Origin of the sequence: Planktothrix serta PCC 8927, from assembly GCF_900010725.2 — a bacterium.
In the GTDB taxonomy this organism is placed as follows: domain Bacteria; phylum Cyanobacteriota; class Cyanobacteriia; order Cyanobacteriales; family Microcoleaceae; genus Planktothrix; species Planktothrix serta.
Genome location: NZ_LR734877.1, coordinates 160,720 through 178,162, shown reverse-complemented (window position 1 = coordinate 178,162; position 17,443 = coordinate 160,720). Strand labels below are relative to the sequence as shown.

General features: G+C 39.3%; 16 protein-coding genes. 7 read left to right on the top strand and 9 right to left on the bottom strand.

The annotated features are described in order from the left end of the window. Positions 1–69 precede the first annotated feature (69 nt). The 6 genes from PL8927_RS17370 to PL8927_RS17345 all read right to left on the bottom strand — a co-directional run bounded on the left by PL8927_RS17370 (position 70) and on the right by PL8927_RS17345 (position 4,487). Entirely contained in the window at positions 70–558 is a 489-nt protein-coding gene (locus PL8927_RS17370) for a ferritin-like domain-containing protein (protein WP_083624054.1), read from the bottom strand. A gap of 280 nt (positions 559–838) precedes the next feature. Beyond that, positions 839–1,057: a FeoC-like transcriptional regulator gene (locus PL8927_RS17365; RefSeq protein WP_083624052.1), complete on the bottom strand. Its 219-nt coding sequence runs from the start codon at positions 1,055–1,057 to the stop codon at positions 839–841. Between the two features lie 18 nt (positions 1,058–1,075). Beyond that, a complete protein-coding gene (gene feoB, locus PL8927_RS17360; RefSeq protein WP_083624050.1) occupies positions 1,076–3,442 on the bottom strand; it encodes a Fe(2+) transporter permease subunit FeoB in 2,367 nt (788 codons plus the stop codon). 13 nt (positions 3,443–3,455) lie between these two features. Beyond that, entirely contained in the window at positions 3,456–4,001 is a 546-nt protein-coding gene (locus PL8927_RS17355; RefSeq protein WP_231506049.1) for a FeoA family protein, read from the bottom strand. A gap of 164 nt (positions 4,002–4,165) precedes the next feature. Next, positions 4,166–4,273 carry a hypothetical protein gene (locus PL8927_RS17350; RefSeq protein ID WP_231506072.1) on the bottom strand — a complete coding sequence of 36 codons (108 nt, stop codon included), beginning with the start codon at positions 4,271–4,273 and terminating at the stop codon, positions 4,166–4,168. A gap of 34 nt (positions 4,274–4,307) precedes the next feature. Then, positions 4,308–4,487: a hypothetical protein gene (locus PL8927_RS17345; RefSeq protein ID WP_083624043.1), complete on the bottom strand. Its 180-nt coding sequence runs from the start codon at positions 4,485–4,487 to the stop codon at positions 4,308–4,310. 524 nt (positions 4,488–5,011) lie between these two features. Between PL8927_RS17345 and PL8927_RS17335 the strand changes: the two genes are divergently transcribed. The 4 genes from PL8927_RS17335 (at position 5,012) to PL8927_RS17320 (ending at position 8,648) form a co-directional block, all read left to right on the top strand. Next, on the top strand, positions 5,012–5,407 hold the full coding sequence (locus PL8927_RS17335; RefSeq protein WP_083624039.1) for a 6-pyruvoyl trahydropterin synthase family protein: 396 nt from the start codon (positions 5,012–5,014) through the stop codon (positions 5,405–5,407). A gap of 84 nt (positions 5,408–5,491) precedes the next feature. Beyond that, the gene (locus PL8927_RS17330) at positions 5,492–6,220 is read left to right on the top strand and encodes an HAD family hydrolase (protein ID WP_083624037.1); all 729 of its coding nucleotides are present in this window, start codon (positions 5,492–5,494) and stop codon (positions 6,218–6,220) included. Between the two features lie 69 nt (positions 6,221–6,289). Further along, a complete protein-coding gene (locus PL8927_RS17325) occupies positions 6,290–7,297 on the top strand; it encodes a S66 peptidase family protein (RefSeq protein ID WP_083624036.1) in 1,008 nt (335 codons plus the stop codon). A 310-nt stretch (positions 7,298–7,607) separates the two neighbouring features. Continuing rightward, entirely contained in the window at positions 7,608–8,648 is a 1,041-nt protein-coding gene (locus PL8927_RS17320; RefSeq protein WP_156093228.1) for a hypothetical protein, read from the top strand. Between the two features lie 157 nt (positions 8,649–8,805). Here PL8927_RS17320 and PL8927_RS17315 read toward each other — a convergent pair whose 3' ends face one another. Beyond that, a complete protein-coding gene (locus tag PL8927_RS17315; RefSeq protein ID WP_083624033.1) occupies positions 8,806–10,191 on the bottom strand; it encodes a hypothetical protein in 1,386 nt (461 codons plus the stop codon). 89 nt (positions 10,192–10,280) lie between these two features. Beyond that, on the bottom strand, positions 10,281–11,123 hold the full coding sequence (pheA, locus tag PL8927_RS17310; protein WP_083624030.1) for a prephenate dehydratase: 843 nt from the start codon (positions 11,121–11,123) through the stop codon (positions 10,281–10,283). A 285-nt stretch (positions 11,124–11,408) separates the two neighbouring features. On the opposite strand from pheA, the gene PL8927_RS17305 reads away from it, so the two are divergent. After that, the gene (locus PL8927_RS17305) at positions 11,409–11,993 is read left to right on the top strand and encodes a DUF1997 domain-containing protein (protein ID WP_083624028.1); all 585 of its coding nucleotides are present in this window, start codon (positions 11,409–11,411) and stop codon (positions 11,991–11,993) included. A 29-nt stretch (positions 11,994–12,022) separates the two neighbouring features. Beyond that, on the top strand, positions 12,023–12,955 hold the full coding sequence (locus tag PL8927_RS17300; RefSeq protein ID WP_083624026.1) for a DUF4351 domain-containing protein: 933 nt from the start codon (positions 12,023–12,025) through the stop codon (positions 12,953–12,955). Positions 12,956–12,957: 2 nt separating this feature from the next. On the opposite strand, the gene PL8927_RS17295 is transcribed toward PL8927_RS17300, so the two are convergent. After that, on the bottom strand, positions 12,958–13,563 hold the full coding sequence (locus PL8927_RS17295; RefSeq protein WP_083624024.1) for a ribonuclease HII: 606 nt from the start codon (positions 13,561–13,563) through the stop codon (positions 12,958–12,960). Positions 13,564–13,756: 193 nt separating this feature from the next. Here PL8927_RS17295 and bchH point away from each other — a divergent pair, with 193 nt between their 5' ends. Then, positions 13,757–17,428, top strand: coding sequence for a magnesium chelatase subunit H (gene bchH, locus PL8927_RS17290; RefSeq protein ID WP_083624021.1), 3,672 nt, complete (start codon positions 13,757–13,759; stop codon positions 17,426–17,428). The last annotated feature ends 15 nt before the right edge of the window (positions 17,429–17,443 follow it).

Genomic DNA, 17,443 nt, shown 5'->3' with positions numbered 1-17,443 from the left:
GTATGTAGTTGGGCTTTAGCCCTCTGATGAAACCAGGCATTATCAGGGCTAAAGCCCAACTAAGTTCTTTTACCTTAATCCCATTCTCTGCCCTCTCCTTCCTCTACAACCTCGCCCCTGTCGGTGTCCTTCTCCTCTTTCTTGATCGGATTGGGAATTTCCTCGCTCTGCACAGCGTTGAAAAGCACGCAAATGATTATTTTGGGATGCCGATTGCAAATTCAAAAAAACCCGTTGTACCTCATGATAGCCTTGGGTTAAATTCAGCAATCGCTGATACATTTCTGCGTTTTCAATTTCAGCTTGCACACCCGCTTGACACGCTTCTTGCACAGAGTTTGGAACTTCAACTCGTCCTTGCCAATTATCTTCGGGAATGGGAATTTCATATTTCCAGAACAAAGGAATCAGCACCCGAATATGACGTTCCTCCGACTCAACAATGTTGACAAAGGGGCGAATTGCTCCAAATTTATTCAGGATCGAGCGATAAGTTGCCCTGGCTTTGTATTCATCTTCAATTGCTTCGATTAAAGCAATTTTAAGGTTTTCTAACATTTAGATTTTGGGTTAACTTGATTGTCAAACAGTAGCAGAGGTTGGGGCATTGGCAGTGTTTTTTGTTGCTCTTGTTGCAGCAATGGTACTAATTTCACGATCAATGAAAAATAGCCCCTGACCTTCTACACCAATTAGTTTTATCTTGTCAAGAATGCTCTTAAATAAAAATTCTTCTTCATTTGCAAATAAAGATGGGAGGAAAACATTTCTAAGTTAATTTGTTCGTTCAACCCCTCGGTCATTGCTGGTGATAACATAACAGTATCTCCTTAATTAATTAGGAATTAATCCATTCGTAAAGTTCAAGCGTTTCTGGGGCGCAACTCTGGCATCCCCCACATTTTTTAGCTTCTAACTTGCGAACTCGCCCTTTGCTTTGCAGTCGTTCTAGCATTAAACGCAAAGCATCTGGATCGCTGTGAAAGTGTTGGGAAAGTTCAGTTAAAGAGCTAACAGGATGCTTGCATAAATATTGCTGAATTTCCTGCAAAATCATTAGTTATCTCCTGGCAGTTTATAGAGAAGGCTCTGACATTCTTCCTGTTAGTTTGATTCGACGGCGATCGCTAATTTGTTTCATTCCAATTATAACACATCCCATGACAAAAGCTAAACTAATTAACCAAGCGATCGCACTTCCGGGATGCTGATTTAGAGTCATAGATTGGTAATAGAATACCGCCACCCAATAGGCTAATCCAGTTGTCCAGCAAGCCACAAAAATCGTCCAACCTAAGTTTGTTTCTCGATAAACGGTGGCAGTAGCAGAAACACAAGGAAAGTACAATAAAACAAATAGCAGAAATGCGATCGCTGCCGTATTACTGCCAAACCGAGTTGCCATTTGTCCGAAGGTCGTATAACTCACTTCTTGAGTTTCTGCGGATGCTTTCAAATCCCCCGTATCGTTCATAATACTCATTCCCAGAGGATCAAGTAGCTGATTTGTTAAATCGGCTAAGTTTTTAGGAATACTCGCAAATGCCTTACCAATCTCACCCCAAAAATCAAAAGGTTCTTCTGTTTGATTACCGCCAATTTCTTGTTCTCCCAAAGCAGTATAAAGGGAATCCATCGTCCCCACCATTACTTCTTTAGCAAAGATTCCTGTAAATAAACCCACTGTAGCCGGCCAATTTTCTTGACTAATTCCCATCGGTGAAAAAACCGGGGTAATCGTGCGACTAAAAGCACTTAAAATTGAATCTTGACTATTTTGTTTACCAAAAGAACCATCAACCCCCACGGAGTTAATTAATCCCAAAATTAACACCACGATCACGATCATTTTACCCGCTTTAGTGATGAAAGCTTTCAGTCGCTCCCAAGCGCGAATCCCAATTCCTTTAAAAGTCGGAATGTGATAAGGTGGTAGTTCCATAATGAAGGGAGCCGCTTCACCTTGAAATAAGGTATTTTTCATCACTAATCCGGTAAAAATCGCGGCGAAAATGCCAATAATATACAGCAGAAATACGATATTTTGTCCATTAGTCGGAAAGAAAGCTGCACAAAATAAAGCATAGATAGGTAAACGTGCGCCGCAGGACATGAAGGGATTCATCAAAATTGTCATTAAGCGATCGCGCCGATTTTCTAAAGTTCTCGTCGCCATAATTCCGGGAATATTGCAACCGAAACCGACCATCATCGGCACAAAAGATTTACCCGGTAATCCCATAAATCGCATTAAGCGATCCATCACAAATGCTGCCCGGGCGAGATAGCCAGAGTCTTCTAAAATAGCTAAGAAAATAAACAGCATTCCAATTTGAGGGATAAAGGTTGCTGTGGTTTGAATTCCGCCTCCGACTCCATCGGCCAGTAAACCAATTAACCAACCCGGCGCATTAATTTGTTGTAATAAATGGGCAGTCCCGCCGACAAAAATAGCGCCAACACCGATATCGAAGAAATCAATAAATGCACCGCCAACATTAATGGAAAAGAAAAACATTAAGTACATGACAACCAAAAAGATCGGAATTCCCAACCAGCGATTGAGAACCACTTGATCGATGCGATCGCTAACCGTTTGTTGGACGAGATTGGGGCGTTCTACGACTCCTTGCATGATTTGATGAATCCAGCTATACCGACTATCAGCAATCAATAAATCGGTATCTTCTGCTAAGGTTTGATGGATGCGATGGCGATGTTCAGCAATGCGTTGTAACAGATCTTCTCCGAATTCCGGCAGATGCCGATCGTCATATTGCAGCAAATTCAGGGCAAACCATCGTTGACTCCCTTTCTTAATAGATTGGAATGACAAAATAGAAACCAAATCTGCCAAAGCTTCCTCAATTATAGGTGGATAAGGACAGTAGGCTTTTGGGATGTTTTTGCTTTCTGAATCTAATAATGCTAAAGCGATCGCATCGCACAACTGAGTCACGCCTTTACCCTTATTGGCGCACAAAGGAATTACAGCACAGTCCAATCTTTCCGAGAGTTTTTCTGGATCGATAATAATTTCCCGATTTTTAGCCAGATCCATCATATTTAGGGCAATCACCATCGGCACGCCCATTTCTAGAATCTGCGTTGTCAGGTAAAGATTGCGTTCTAAGTTAGACCCATCGACAATATTAACAATTAAATCCGCTTGACCACTCAGGAGATAGTCTCGCGCCACTAATTCATCGAGTCCCGTTGTGTTATCGCTCGTATCCAGAGAATAAACACCCGGTAAATCGACAACCGTAATCGTCTGCTCCTCTTTAATATTTTTACCTTGATAGCGATAGCTACCTTCTTTGCGTTCAACCGTAACACCCGGCCAATTGCCAACGTGCTGATTTGCCCCGGTTAGCGCGTTAAATAAGGTGGTTTTCCCACAATTAGGATTACCCACTAATCCGATAGTTTTATTTAGCATTATCCATGATTCCTTATACTAGCTCGACGATGAGGGCATCGGCTTCAGCTTTGCGTAAACTCAGATGAAATCCCCTGACTTCTATTTCCGTCGGATCGCCCAGAGGTGCGTGGCGCGTTACTTTAAACTCCGTGCTGGGGGTGAGTCCCATAGCTAATAATTTGCGTTTGTAGTCACGGGATGCGGGTTCGTAACCGATCACTTTCAAGATCGAACCGATCGCCACATCTCGCAGTTTAACCGGGGAATTTTGATTGCCTGTCATATTTTTAACTGTCCCTATAGAACTCGGTATTTTTGTGATAGAAATCTTTTCCGCCATGTCTGCACCTAACCCTAATCGCTGGCCGTCAAATGCCACGACCGCAGACCCTGTTCCCGTGCAGCTAATCACCTCTAAAATCACTCCCGGCATCAATCCCATTGCCATTAAGCGATTGTTGCCTTCCCCAGAGTTCAGGGAGACGATCCGCACGCGATCGCCGACTTTTGCCTTTGCTAAACAAATGGTTGATAACTCACTACTGTTTGCCATTTCGGATCTGTTTTCTCTACTCATTTTTTGATCGGGTGACTCACTTAAGTAAACAAACGATTGCCAATAGTCTTGCTTTAGGTCTTGCAACCAACGATTTATGAAGTTTCTGACCTTTTCCATTTTTTCCTAGAGATTTGTTCGCTTAATAAAATTAATTTTCAACTAATACCATAAAGCGGTAAAGTTTAAAGCAAATTTAAACAAATCTTAAGTAAGTTGCCCTTGCGTACAATCTTTCCTTCCCGCTCACATTGATTGATTAAGCGTGTGATCGTAACACGGCTAGTGCCCATCGTTTCAGCAAAGTCTTGGTGTGTCAGGCGAAGGTTAAGTAAAATACCCACCAGATGTTGACTCTCCGAACTGATTTGCTAACCATTCCAGTAAACCCAAAAATCGATCAGTAATTAAAGGTCGATGAATGATGCTAAAAAATTCTTCCGTGTTAATTCCTCTCGTAATCTCTACAATTAATCGCTTCTTCAGATAAAGCTTGGCATCGATCATCATTACCTCGCTTTTACATTGGGTCTAAAACAGATTTTAAAAACTAACTTTAATATTTGGGAATATATAACCAAAGTTGAGGATTGGGTTTTGACAAATTTTCCTGCTGTAATAAGAGCCGATTAACAGCTTCTGAAACTGGCATTGTTTGGCAACAATCTGGGCAATACCAGTACAAACCATTTCGATCAATATGTCGCAATAGTTTTCCAGACCAGCAAGGACAGTTCATAACTAAAAAGGGTGTGAGGAAAATAAGCCGATGAGGTTGATGAACCGGGCATTACCCGCCCACCCGTCAGAGTTGACCGTTGGATTGTCGTAGGTTTGCATAGGTCGATGAATTGATCGAGACAACAACTTATTGAGTATCTTTATCAATAAGCTAAACTTAGTTTATAATCTTTTGCAAGAAGATAGTATTAAGTTTTGTTAATAAAACTCCCGATGGGGTTTAGGTTAACAGATAGAAAGTTCAAGGGGGCGTCAAAATAAGATCAGATGTTGAGTTGAGACCTGTACCTATGCCGAGATGGAAATTAACCACAGAATTTACCTTTGATAGTGCCCATTATATTAAAGATTATGATGGGCCTTGTGGACGGATGCACGGTCATAGTTATCGTGTGCAAGTGGAAGCAACATCTAACCAATTGCATCCTTCGGAACATTGTCCTCATCCGGTGATGGTGGCAGATTTTAGAAGTTTACGATGGGCAAAAAAAGATGTTACTAAAGGAGGATTAGATCATGGGGTATTAAACGAAATTTTACCCCCGGAATATGAAACAACCGCCGAAATGATTGCCAAATATATTTATGATGTCACCAAAAAACGAGTCCCTGAAGGAGTCAAATTAAAAGTTAGGGTTTCTGAAACTACTAATTCTTGGGTCGAGTATGAAGATGATGACTCATAAATTTAGGCGTTAATTAAACGGATGAGTGGTAGAATTAATTTAATCTAAATCTACCCCTTCCTCAACAATTTTTTTCTGATCATCATGAATTATTTAGCTTTAGCAACGGATTTTGATGGAACCTTAGCGACGGATGGAATGGTGGAGGAATCTACTTTAAACGCTTTAGAACAGTGGCAACAGTCAGGGCGGAAGTTAATTCTGATTACAGGCAGACAACTTGATAATTTAATCGCGCATATTCCGGTTATTAATGTGTTTGATTGGGTAGTAGCGGAAAATGGAGCCGTGTTATATCAACCTTCTACAAAGGTGGAAAAATTGTTAGCAGATCGCCCCTCGGAAGCGTTTATAACCCTGTTACGCGATCGCATTGACCAAAAACAACAACTCTTAAACAATCAGGCAGTTCCAGAGGAATTTTCTAAGATTGCTCAACCTCAAATTTTGGAAGTTTTGGGAGTAGGACGGGTGATTATTGCCACTTGGGAACCCTATTTAGAGATTACTCAGAAAACGATTCAAGACTTAGGGGTTAATCTGCAAATTATTTGCAATAAAGGAGCGGTAATGGTATTACCCGAAGGCATTAATAAAGCCTTTGGATTAAACGCACTTTCCCAATTAATCAACCTCCCTCTACAACAAATTGTTGGCGTTGGGGATGCAGAAAACGATTGTGATTTTTTAGAACAATGTGGTTATTCCGTAGCCGTCGCTAATGCTTTACCCGAAGTCAAAGAAAGGGTTAATTGGGTAACACAAAATAGTCGAGGAGCAGGGGTTATAGAATTAATTAATCACCTTCTATAACCAGCAAAATCTTAACTGATAGCTAAGTTCGGGCGGGAAAACCCCGCCCCTACAACTGATAACTGATTCATGAATCGTCGTAATTTTTTAGCGGGATTAACTTTAACGGGAATTGCGACTCAGTTGCCCGTTTTAGCTCAGTCTGCATCTGTTCCTCGGTTACTCAAACCTTCCCGTTTAAACCCAGGTGATACAGTGGGGTTAGTGACTCCAGCCAGCCCAATTTTAAAAGAACATTTAAAATGGATTCAACTGCAATTAGGACAACAGGAATTAACGGTTAAAGTTGCCCCTCATGTTCTCAGTGAATACGGCTATTTAGCCGGAACAGATCAACAACGGGCGGCAGATATTAATCTCATGTTTGCTGACCCGACGGTTAAGGGAATTATTGCGACCGGAGGCGGTTGGGGAAGTGCTCGAATATTATCGTTATTAGATTATGATTTAATTCGCCAACATCCTAAAATTTTCCTCGGTTATAGTGATATCACGGCTTTATTATTAGGATTATATAGCAAAACCGGATTAGTCACGTTTCATGGATTATTAGGGACTTCCATGTGGAATCCCTATTCTGTCAGTTGGTTGCAAAAACTATTATTTGAAGGAAAAGCCATCACCTTTCAAAATTCTCCTAATGTTCGTGTTGAAACAATTTATCGAGGTCAAGCAAAAGGACAGTTAATCGGAGGAAATTTATCGGTTTTATCCGCTTTAGTCGGTTCTGAATATTTACCAAATTGGCGAGATAAAATCCTATTTGTGGAAGATGTGGGAGAGGATATTTACCGAATTGATCGAATGTTAACCCATTTGAAATTAGCCGGAATTTTAGATCAAATTTCGGGGTTTATTTTTAGTCAATGTACCGCCTGCACCCCAGGCGAAGGAAATGAACCCTCTTTAACCTTATGGCAGGTATTAAATGATTTAATTCAACCGTTGGGAATTCCGGCTTGGTATGGTTCTATGATGGGTCATATTCGAGATCAGTTTACTATTCCTTTAGGAATAGACGTAAAAATTAATGCTGAACAAGGAACGATTATAATGTTAGAAAACGCAGTGGTTTAAGCCGAGATTAAAAAAGTTGCTACAATCACAGTAGAAATACTACATTTCTATTAAATTTTAATTAAGGTTTATTCACACTATCATTGATTTTTGTATACCTAATTACAGAATTTATAATGAAAATTTAACTAAATTAAAATTTAGATGAACTACATAAAGTCTTTATAAAAATCGGCTAAAATCATCAATTAACTCGGCTATAATTAAACCAGACTATAGAATTTAGTAACTAACAGTTTTCTGAATTCTACTTTGACTCCTCTCTTCCTAAATCCTCTAATGAACCTTACTGCCAAGGAAGCAAGCTTTTATGATGTTCTCCAAAACTCCAGAGCAACTGAACTCTATGTCTAGTTCCAGTGATAGAAGAGAAATGACATTGATGGCGGTTCGATGGGCACAGAAATATTATGAAAAGGCTGCTGCTCATAGCTCCCACAATTCAACTCATTTCTTTTTAGAAAATCATGAAGTTGATGTGACTGAATTTCATGAGGATCGCTCTCGCATTGTGGCGGAGTTAATGAAGAACTTGAATCTTTTGGGTACACTGGCTTGGAATAAAGTGGGAACTATTTTAGGGATTGACTGGAATCAGTATCCTGTGAATAAACTCGCCTTAAAACACACAGCTACACTGATAGAAGATGTGGGTAATTTGTATCATCAAACCTTGGAAGTTTTTGCTCAATATGAATATCCTTACCGTTTATCGGTATCCTTGGGACGAGAAACAATAAAACTTCGCCGAAAATACTCGCAAGCTGAACCTTTAATGTTAGTTCTGCTACAGTTGCAGTTTCATTATATGGGGCGAATGTTATTGGAGTGGATGTCTATGAAAGAAAGAACTGTTTTTTTCCTATACTTTAAAACTTTGGAGGATTATTTATATTCTCCTTTGGGGGAAGTCAATGATTTAGCCGCAAAACACCTATCAAATTCTCCGGCTTTAATTGCGGTTCAACAGTTACTTTCTAGTTTTACAACAATTGCTCACCAGGTTTATCATAAAGTACATGATTTGAATGTGGGGTATCGCAGTATTAGCGGGGATTTGAAAAATCATATCCTTCAATACTCCAGCACTCGTGATATTGAGTTATTTCAGATTTATCTATGTTGGTGTGCGTTAGAGAACAGTTTACGTCCGATTCAACAGGAATTATTTCCTGTATGTGTGATTTTATATCCTCGGCTACATATTAGTTGGAAGTTGACTCAAGATATGTTGAATGCGCTATCTGAAGAATTAGAAAAGCGTTTACTTCCTCAAAATTTCGAGATCTTTTCTCCCTATCTTCAGGTATTAACAGAAATCTTCTCCGATCAAGTTGTGCAAACTGTCTAATATTCCATTCTTTAATGTTTGCTGTATATTCCCCGTGTAGTGTAGAGACGTTGCATACAACGTCTCTACACGGGGGTCAGGGCTNTTCTGTAATTATCTTCAATTCTAACCAATAATCTGACTAAACCCGCCCCTCTCAGATGATGCGATCGCCTTTTTACTTTTCCTCTCCTAACTCATACCAATGTTGAACAGCTAACCAGATTCCTGATAATAATCCCGCTAGACTTAAGGTGATCCCACTGTAGGAAACTAATAAACCCAATATAGGTAATATTCCTCCAGAAATTGTACAAATAATTGCCACCCAAGCAGCTTTACGGGTTTTTCCGAGTCCCCAGACTGCTAATAATAATACCGGAGAAATTAGCATCCAAGCGAGTTTAGCATCGATCAAACGACTGCTATAGGTTAAAGTTAATAAACAGGCAAAAAATAGTCCAGCGATAATTGCCACATCTCGCAAACTTAAGGGTAAAGAAAGGTAGAGTAAAATAATCCACCATAAAAAGATAGCGGGAGCTAATAATAATAATCTAGGGATCACCCCTGTATTGTGAAGGGGAGCAGTAGCGGTAAATATTCCTAATGGATTTTTAACCGAAATATTGCCTTCATAAACCCAAGAAAGTTGTCGATTTTCTCCTCCTTCTTTTGTTACAGTTGGAACTGCACCTGCAAATTCAGCCTGGGGAAAATTAGCTAAAACATTTAAGCGGAAATTCGATAATAATTGATCACCGGGTTGATAAACCCAACGAGGCGCACCTTGAGCTTGATAGCTAACTTTAAAATTCGTGGTTTCTCCAGGGGATAATTTAAACGGAAATCCATAATCTCCAGGGTTAACTTGAACTAAGGGTTTTCCATTTTGTTCTACTTGAAAATCTTGTAATAATAAATAACCGTAGGGGGGGGGAACTTCAAAGAAAAATTCCGAGATTCCTTTCAGTTGATTTTTAACTTGATATTCTCCCACAAAATCAACACTATAAATCCATTGTTTAGTATCGGGACTGGTGGTTTGATTAATTTTAACCTCAATTTGTGATCCCGCTAAGGTCATCCAACGAGATACAATACGGGTACTTTTAACTTCAATGGTTTTACCCTCAACATATCGATAATCGGTAAAGGGTTCTTCAATTTCATAACGAATTCGAGGCGCTGTTTGTTCTAAGCGTTCTCCCGCAACGGTGGTGGCAATTTGAGTAATGCGTTGTTGTTCCCAATTATGATAGCGATTAGCTAACGTAGAACAGAGAAAAAATCCACTGGTAATCACTAAAACAATTAGAATTAAATGCGGTAAACTTTGCATCCATTTCAAATATTGTTCTAACGCTATTTTGACAACGGGAAGAGAAATCGAATCCCCTCGTTTTTTAACTGACCAATTAATTAGGGATAAAATTACACCTATTGCTGTTAAAAAAATTGCCAAGTTAATCAGGGTTTTAATCACCATTGACCCCAATTCTATTAATTCATTAGGATGGGTCAAATCAGGAATACTGGGAATACTGCTCAAAAACATATCCATAGAACTTTAAAAATTCAGTAGAGTGGGTAAAAAGTCTGAGTAATTCTCACCCATTCTACAAGACTGATTATCAATTTTCCGAAGAGAAACTATTCCAGGTTTAATAGGGTATAACTCCCAAAAACTTTCAGAGTTTCGGTAAAGGTTTTTAATTCCGCTAAGGCTGATTGTACAGAGGGTTCATGACTATCTGCTTCTAAATCCATAAAAAACAGATAATCTCCCAGCGATCGCTTACTAGGACGGGATTCAATTCGACTTAAATTAATCCCTCTATCGGCAAAAATTGCCAAGGGTTTTGCTAATGCACCCGGAACATTTGCCGGAACACTAAAGCCTAAAGAAGTATATTTTCCCGCTCCTGAAGGTTGTAGACTAACAACCCAAAACCTTGTACAATTATCGGGATAATCATTAATAGGATGGGCGAGAATAGGTAATTGATATAATTCTGCTGCTCGTAAAGACGCGATCGCGGCGGTATGAGTTTCATCTCTGACGTGATCTAAAGCTTCCGTGGTTGAATTCTTGGCAATTAATGGCACATCAGGGAGATATTTTTCTAACCATCCCTGACACTGAGCTAAGGCTTGAGGATGAGAATAAACAACTTGAATATTAGCAAAATTTTTGGCTTGGGAAATCAAGGCATGGGCAATAGGAAGAATTAACGCCTGTTGAATTTGTAAGGAACCAATTTGCCACATTGTATCCAGGGTCATACTAACACTGCCTTCAATGGAATTTTCAACAGGAACTACCCCAATATTGGCATCTCCTTTGGCAACTGTCCATAAGGTTTGACTAATACTTGAACAGGGGCATAACATGGATTCTTCCCCTGTTTTTTGGGTGAGATATTGAGCATAAGCTAAGGCGGCGGCTTCTGCATAAGTCCCCGATGGGCCAAGATGGGCAATGGAAACAGTCATAATTTTAGTTCCGTAGATAATAAATGGATTAAGAAGGATTGAATTAATCCTCAAGATAGAAATTGTTTGGCGGATTCCTCCCGTTCAGTTACATTTTGCTAAATTGCGTTACAATTATTTACATTAATCTCATCAGCCTTACCCTTATGATAAAACGATTACCTATTTTTCAGGGGAGATCCGCCCTCATGCTTTATCCTGACTCCCGATGGATGAAAAAAGTTTGAATAATTCTTAAATTTTATTAAGATAAGTTTAGATTAGTAGACTTTTATAACTTTCTATATGTATACCCACTTTCAAGCATCTCAAACTGTTGAAATGGCAGTACCGGAGCCCACTTTGATTCACCATTATCTACGTCAACCCAAACGTTTGGTGAAAGCGTTAGTTGATCCGACCCGTTTGGATCACTTGGGAGAGGATATTTACCGCTTAAAAATGCGGCCTTTAGAGTTCATGATGTTCAATTTACAACCCACAGTAGACTTGAAATTGTGGATACAGTCTGATGGGATTCTCAATTTAAAATCCGTCGGGTGTGAAATTCGCGGAATTGAATATATTAATCAACGATTTTCGCTGAATTTAGTCGGAAAATTGTATCCGGTTGAATTACAAGGAATGACCCATTTAAAAGGTCAAGCTGATTTAGCTGTAAAAGTCGAACTTCCGCCTCCATTATGGTTAACACCACAACCGATTTTAGAAACCACAGGAAACGGATTATTAAAAAGTGTGTTGATGACAGTTAAGCACCGATTAGTCCATAATTTATTATCCGATTATTCCCATTGGTCTGCTGAACAATTAGGGGTTTCTGTTCTACCACAGCAGTCTGTTAATCGGGTGTCAAATGCCGAGTGTTAGGTGTTGAGTGTTAGAAAAAAAAAGTTAAAATGACTGAGAATTTAGAACGGGTCATTGAACATGATCGATTATTTAAAGAATTGCTTTCGACGTTTTTTTGGGAATTTTTAGAATTATTTTTTCCCGATCTGATTCCCTATATTGATCAATCTTCTATTACCTTTTTACCCCAGGAGGTATTTATTGATGTAACATCTGGGAACCGTCGAGAGGTCGATTTATTAGCAAAAGTTAGGTTTCGAGAACAGGAAAGCTTTTTCCTCATCCATACCGAAACTCAATCTTATGCTCAAGCAGATTTTGCGCGGCGGATGTTTCATTATTTTGCTAGACTTGATGAAAAATATGCCCTTCCCGTTTATCCGATTGCACTATTTTCTTTTGATACCCCCCAACGTCTGGAACCGAATGATTATCAAGTTGAATTTCCAGACCGGAAGGTATTAGAATTTAGCTATGCAGCGATTCAACTGAATCGTTTGAATTGGCGGGATTTTTTACGTCAGCAAAATCCAGTGGCGGCTGCATTAATGGCTAAAATGCGAATAGAACCCCAGGATCGACCCCAAGTAAAAGCAGAGTGTTTGCGTCTGTTGGTAACATTGCAGTTAGATCCAGCCAGGAATCAATTAATTTCGGGGTTTATTGACTCCTATTTGCGCTTAAATTCTAGCGAAAAAGTCGTTTTTACAGAAGAACTCAATCGCTTAGGACTGATTCAGGAGGAAAGATTTATGGAAATTATTACAAGTTGGATGGAACAGGGAATAGAACGGGGAATAGAACGAGAAATAACGTTTATTTTGCGTTTGCTCAGTCGTCGTTTAGGAACAATTAACCCTGAAATTCAAGAACAAATTCGCAGTCTTCCGATTGAATTAGTGGAAGAACTAGGGGAAGCTTTATTAGATTTTGAAACGGACTCAGATTTGTTAAATTGGTTGGCTGAAAATTGTTCCTAATTTTATAAAGGTAAGGATAATTGACAACACCCAAAGGATTGACGATGTTGGGAAGTAATACCATGCTCTTGTATCGCTTGACGGTGTTTGGCGGTTCCATATCCCTTATTTTGCTTTAAATCATATTGGGGATATTTTGCATCTAAACGGGTGATTAATTCATCTCGCCAAACTTTTGCGACAATACTGGCGGCTGCAATTACAATCGATGTACTATCTCCTTTAATGATTGTTTGTTGCGGAATTAATAATTGCGGAATCTTTTGATTTCCATCAATTAAACAGAGTCCGGGTTGAGGATTTAACTTGGAAATTGCTCGTTTCATCGCTAATAATGTGGCTTGTAAAATATTGAAGCGATCAATTTCTCGAACGGAAGCCCAACCTATTTTACAATCAATGGCGATCGCTTGAATTTCCCTCGCTAACCGAGAACGAACCCCAGGCGTTAATTTTTTACTATCTTTAACCCCAGCGCGGGTTAATTCAGCAATGCTATCCTCCGATAAAATCACCGCCGCAGCCACCACAGGGCCAAATAAAGCACCTCGCCCCACTTCATCCACTCCCGCAATTAAAACAGAAGTTAAAGCATTATATTCCGCCATTTGATTTTAATTTAGAATTGCTATAGCAATCCGTTTAGGGGTTGTAATATTTTATCGTAGGGGTTTGGTTTCCAAACCCAGGCGCAAAGAGGGTTTGGAAACCAAACCCCTACAGGTTTTGATCGCAAATCCTACACGGATTGCTATAATTATACATAATTAGATTAAAACTAATATTTTAAGAATTGAGTTTATGAAACGGATTGTTTTAATTGCTGGGTTTGAATCTTTTAATGCTGAATTATATCGAACAGCCGCACAGTTGGCGAGTGTTCGTTGTCCAGAATTAGAGATTTGTGTTTTTAGCGATCGCGCGATTTCCAATCAACCGGATACCATCGCATCTGCGTTAGAAAATGCCGATGTATTTTTTGCCAGCTTATTATTTGATTATGACCAAGTATTATGGTTAAGAGAACGAGTACAAAAGATTCCCATTCGTTTAGTTTTTGAATCCGCTTTAGAATTAATGAGTTTAACCCAAATTGGAGCGTTTAAAATTGGGGATAAACCCAAAGGAATGCCCAAACCTATACAATTTATTCTGAGTAAATTTTCCAGTGGTCGAGAAGAAGATAAACTTGCGGGTTATATTAGCTTTCTGAAAACAGGCCCGAAATTATTAAAATTTATCCCCGTTCAAAAAGTTCAAGACCTCCGCAACTGGTTAATTATTTATGGCTATTGGAATGCGGGAGGTACAGAAAATGTAGCAGCGATGTTCTGGACAATTGCTACTCATTATTTAGGGTTAAGCGTCGGTGAAATTCCCCCCCCTATTGAAACTCCCAATATGGGATTATTACATCCCGATTATAACGGTTATTTTGAATCGCCAAAAGCCTATTTAGATTGGTATCAACAACAATATCCAAAAGCTGTTAATGATCCCGTTGTTGGTATCCTGCTTTATCGTAAGCACGTCATTACTAAACAAGCTTATATTCCCCAACTAATTCGCTATTTTCAACAAGCTCAATTAATCCCTTTACCGATTTTTATTAATGGCGTTGAAGGTCATGTTGCAGTTAGAGATTGGATGACAACTTCCTGGGAATTAAATCAACGACAACAGGGAAAAAATGAAACCTTATCCTTATCAAAAGACGCTGTAAGCGTTGATGCAATTGTTTCTACGATTGGGTTTCCCTTAGTGGGTGGCCCAGCCGGATCAATGGAAGCAGGAAGACAGGTAGAAATTGCTAAAGGAATTTTAACGATAAAAAACGTTCCTTATTTTATCGCAGCACCCCTATTAATTCAAGATTTATTATCATGGACTCGTCAAGGAATAGGAGGGTTACAAAGTGTGGTTTTATATGCCTTACCTGAACTTGATGGTGCTATTGATACAGTGCCTTTGGGTGGGTTAGTGGGAGAAAATATTTATTTAATTCCTGAACGAGTTAAACGTTTAACCGGACGAGTAAAAAGTTGGATTCAACTGCGAAACACACCAGTAGAACAGCGAAAAATCGCGATTATTTTATATGGATTTCCCCCCGGCTATGGGGCTACGGGAACGGCGGCTTTGTTAAATGTACCCCAGAGCTTATTGAATGTTTTACAGGGGTTAAAAGCCCAAGGATATACCGTTGGAGAGTTACCTGAAACGGGGGAAAGCTTAATTCAAAAGGTTAAAATAGCCGATGAATTATTGGAACAAAAACAGAATTTTGTTTTTGCGGAAGGTTCTACAATTTCTAATCAAGTGAATGTCAATCAATTAGAAAAATGGTTAGGCTATTTACAACGAATTCGTGTTGAAAAACAATGGAAATCTTTAACGGGAACCGGAATTAAAACCTTTGGAGATGATTATCATATTGGTGGGATTCAATTGGGCAATATTTGGATCGGGGTGCAACCTCCTTTAGGGTTATCGGGTGATCCAATGCGGTTAATGTTTGAACGAGATTTAACGCCCCATCCACAATATACTGCCTTTTATCAATGGTTGCAAAAAGACTTTCAAGCGGATGCAATTGTGCATTTTGGGATGCACGGAACTGTTGAATGGTTGCCCGGTTCACCGTTAGGAAATACAGGTTATTCTTGGTCAGATATATTATTAGGAAATCTGCCGAATTTATATCTTTATGCTGCTAATAATCCCTCAGAATCAATTTTAGCAAAACGTCGAGGGTATGGGGTGTTAATTTCCTATAATGTTCCTCCTTATGGTCGAGCAGGACTGTATAAACAATTGGTATCTTTACGCGAGTTAATTTCAGAATATCGAGAAGATCCCCAGAAAAACTCAACTCTTCAAGAAGTGATTAGTCAGCAAATTGTTGATATCGGTTTAGATGTGGATTGTCCCTTTGAGGAGGGCAAAAAATTAGGAATTGCTTTTACAATGGAGAATGCTCGATTATTTAGCGTCGAAGTTCTCTACAATTATTTTATCAAAATCTATGATTATTTACAAATCCTTGAACAGCGCTTATTTTCCTCTGGATTACATATCTTTGGAGAGAACCCAACAGAAGAAGAATTAACCACCTATATCCAGGCTTATTTTACCGAATCTACCGCAGAATTTACCCCGGAAGCTGAAACCCAAATTCGAGAATTATTACTGCAAACTTCCGATGAATTAACGAATTTATTAAGAGGATTAAATGGGGAATATATTCCGCCAGCACCGGGTGGGGATTTACTGCGAGATGGGCCGGGAGTTTTACCGACTGGACGCAATATTCACGCCTTAGATCCCTATCGAATGCCCTCGGCTGCGGCTTATTTGAGAGGGCGAGAAATCGCTCAAAAAATCATTAATCAACAGTTAGCAGAAACGGGGAATTATCCTGAAACTGTTGCGGTAATGTTATGGGGGTTAGATGCGATTAAAACGCGCGGAGAGTCGTTAGGAATTTTATTAGAATTAGTTGGGGCGGAACCTGTAAAAGAAGGAACTGGACGCATTGTTCGTTATGAATTACAACCTTTAGACCAAGTAGGACATCCTCGGATTGATATTTTGGCAAATTTATCGGGAATTTTTAGAGATAGTTTTGCTAATATTATTGAATTATTAGATGATTTATTTCAACGGGCGGCAAATGCGGAAGAACCGGAGGATCAAAACTTTATTAGAAAACACGCTTTACAGTTGCGATCGCAAGGCGTAGAAAACCCATCCGCCCGTTTATTTTCTAATCCATCGGGGGATTTTGGATCGTTAGTTAATGATCAAATTGTTGATGGTAATTGGGAAACTGGGGATGAATTAGCGAATACTTGGAAAGGACGAAATGTTTTTAGTTTTGGTCGCCAAGATCAAGGACAAGCCAGACCAGAAGTGATGACTCAACTGTTAAAAACGATGGATAATATTGTTCAAGAAATTGACTCCGTAGAATATGGATTAACGGATATTCAAGAATATTATGCCAATACGGGAGGATTAAAACGGGCAGCCGAACAACATCAAGGTAAAAAAGTTAAGGCTAATTTTGTGGAAAGTTTTTCTAAAGATACCACCCCTCGGCAGTTAGAAGACTTATTAAGAATTGAATATCGCACCAAATTATTAAACCCGAAATGGGCAGAAGCAATGGTGAATCAAGGGAGTGGGGGGGCTTATGAAATTTCTCAACGAATGACCGCATTAATGGGTTGGGGAGGAACAGCTAATTTTCAAGAGAATTGGGTTTATGATCAAGCTGCTAAAACCTATGCTTTAGATGAAAAAATGGCTAACCAATTAAGACAAGCAAACCCTGAAGCTTTTCGGAATATTATTGGTCGAATGTTAGAAGCCAATGGTCGGGGATTTTGGCAAGCGGATAACGAAATTTTAGATAAATTAAAATCTTTGTATGAGTTAACAGAAGCAGACTTAGAAGGAGTAACAATTTAATCTTTCAAAAATGCT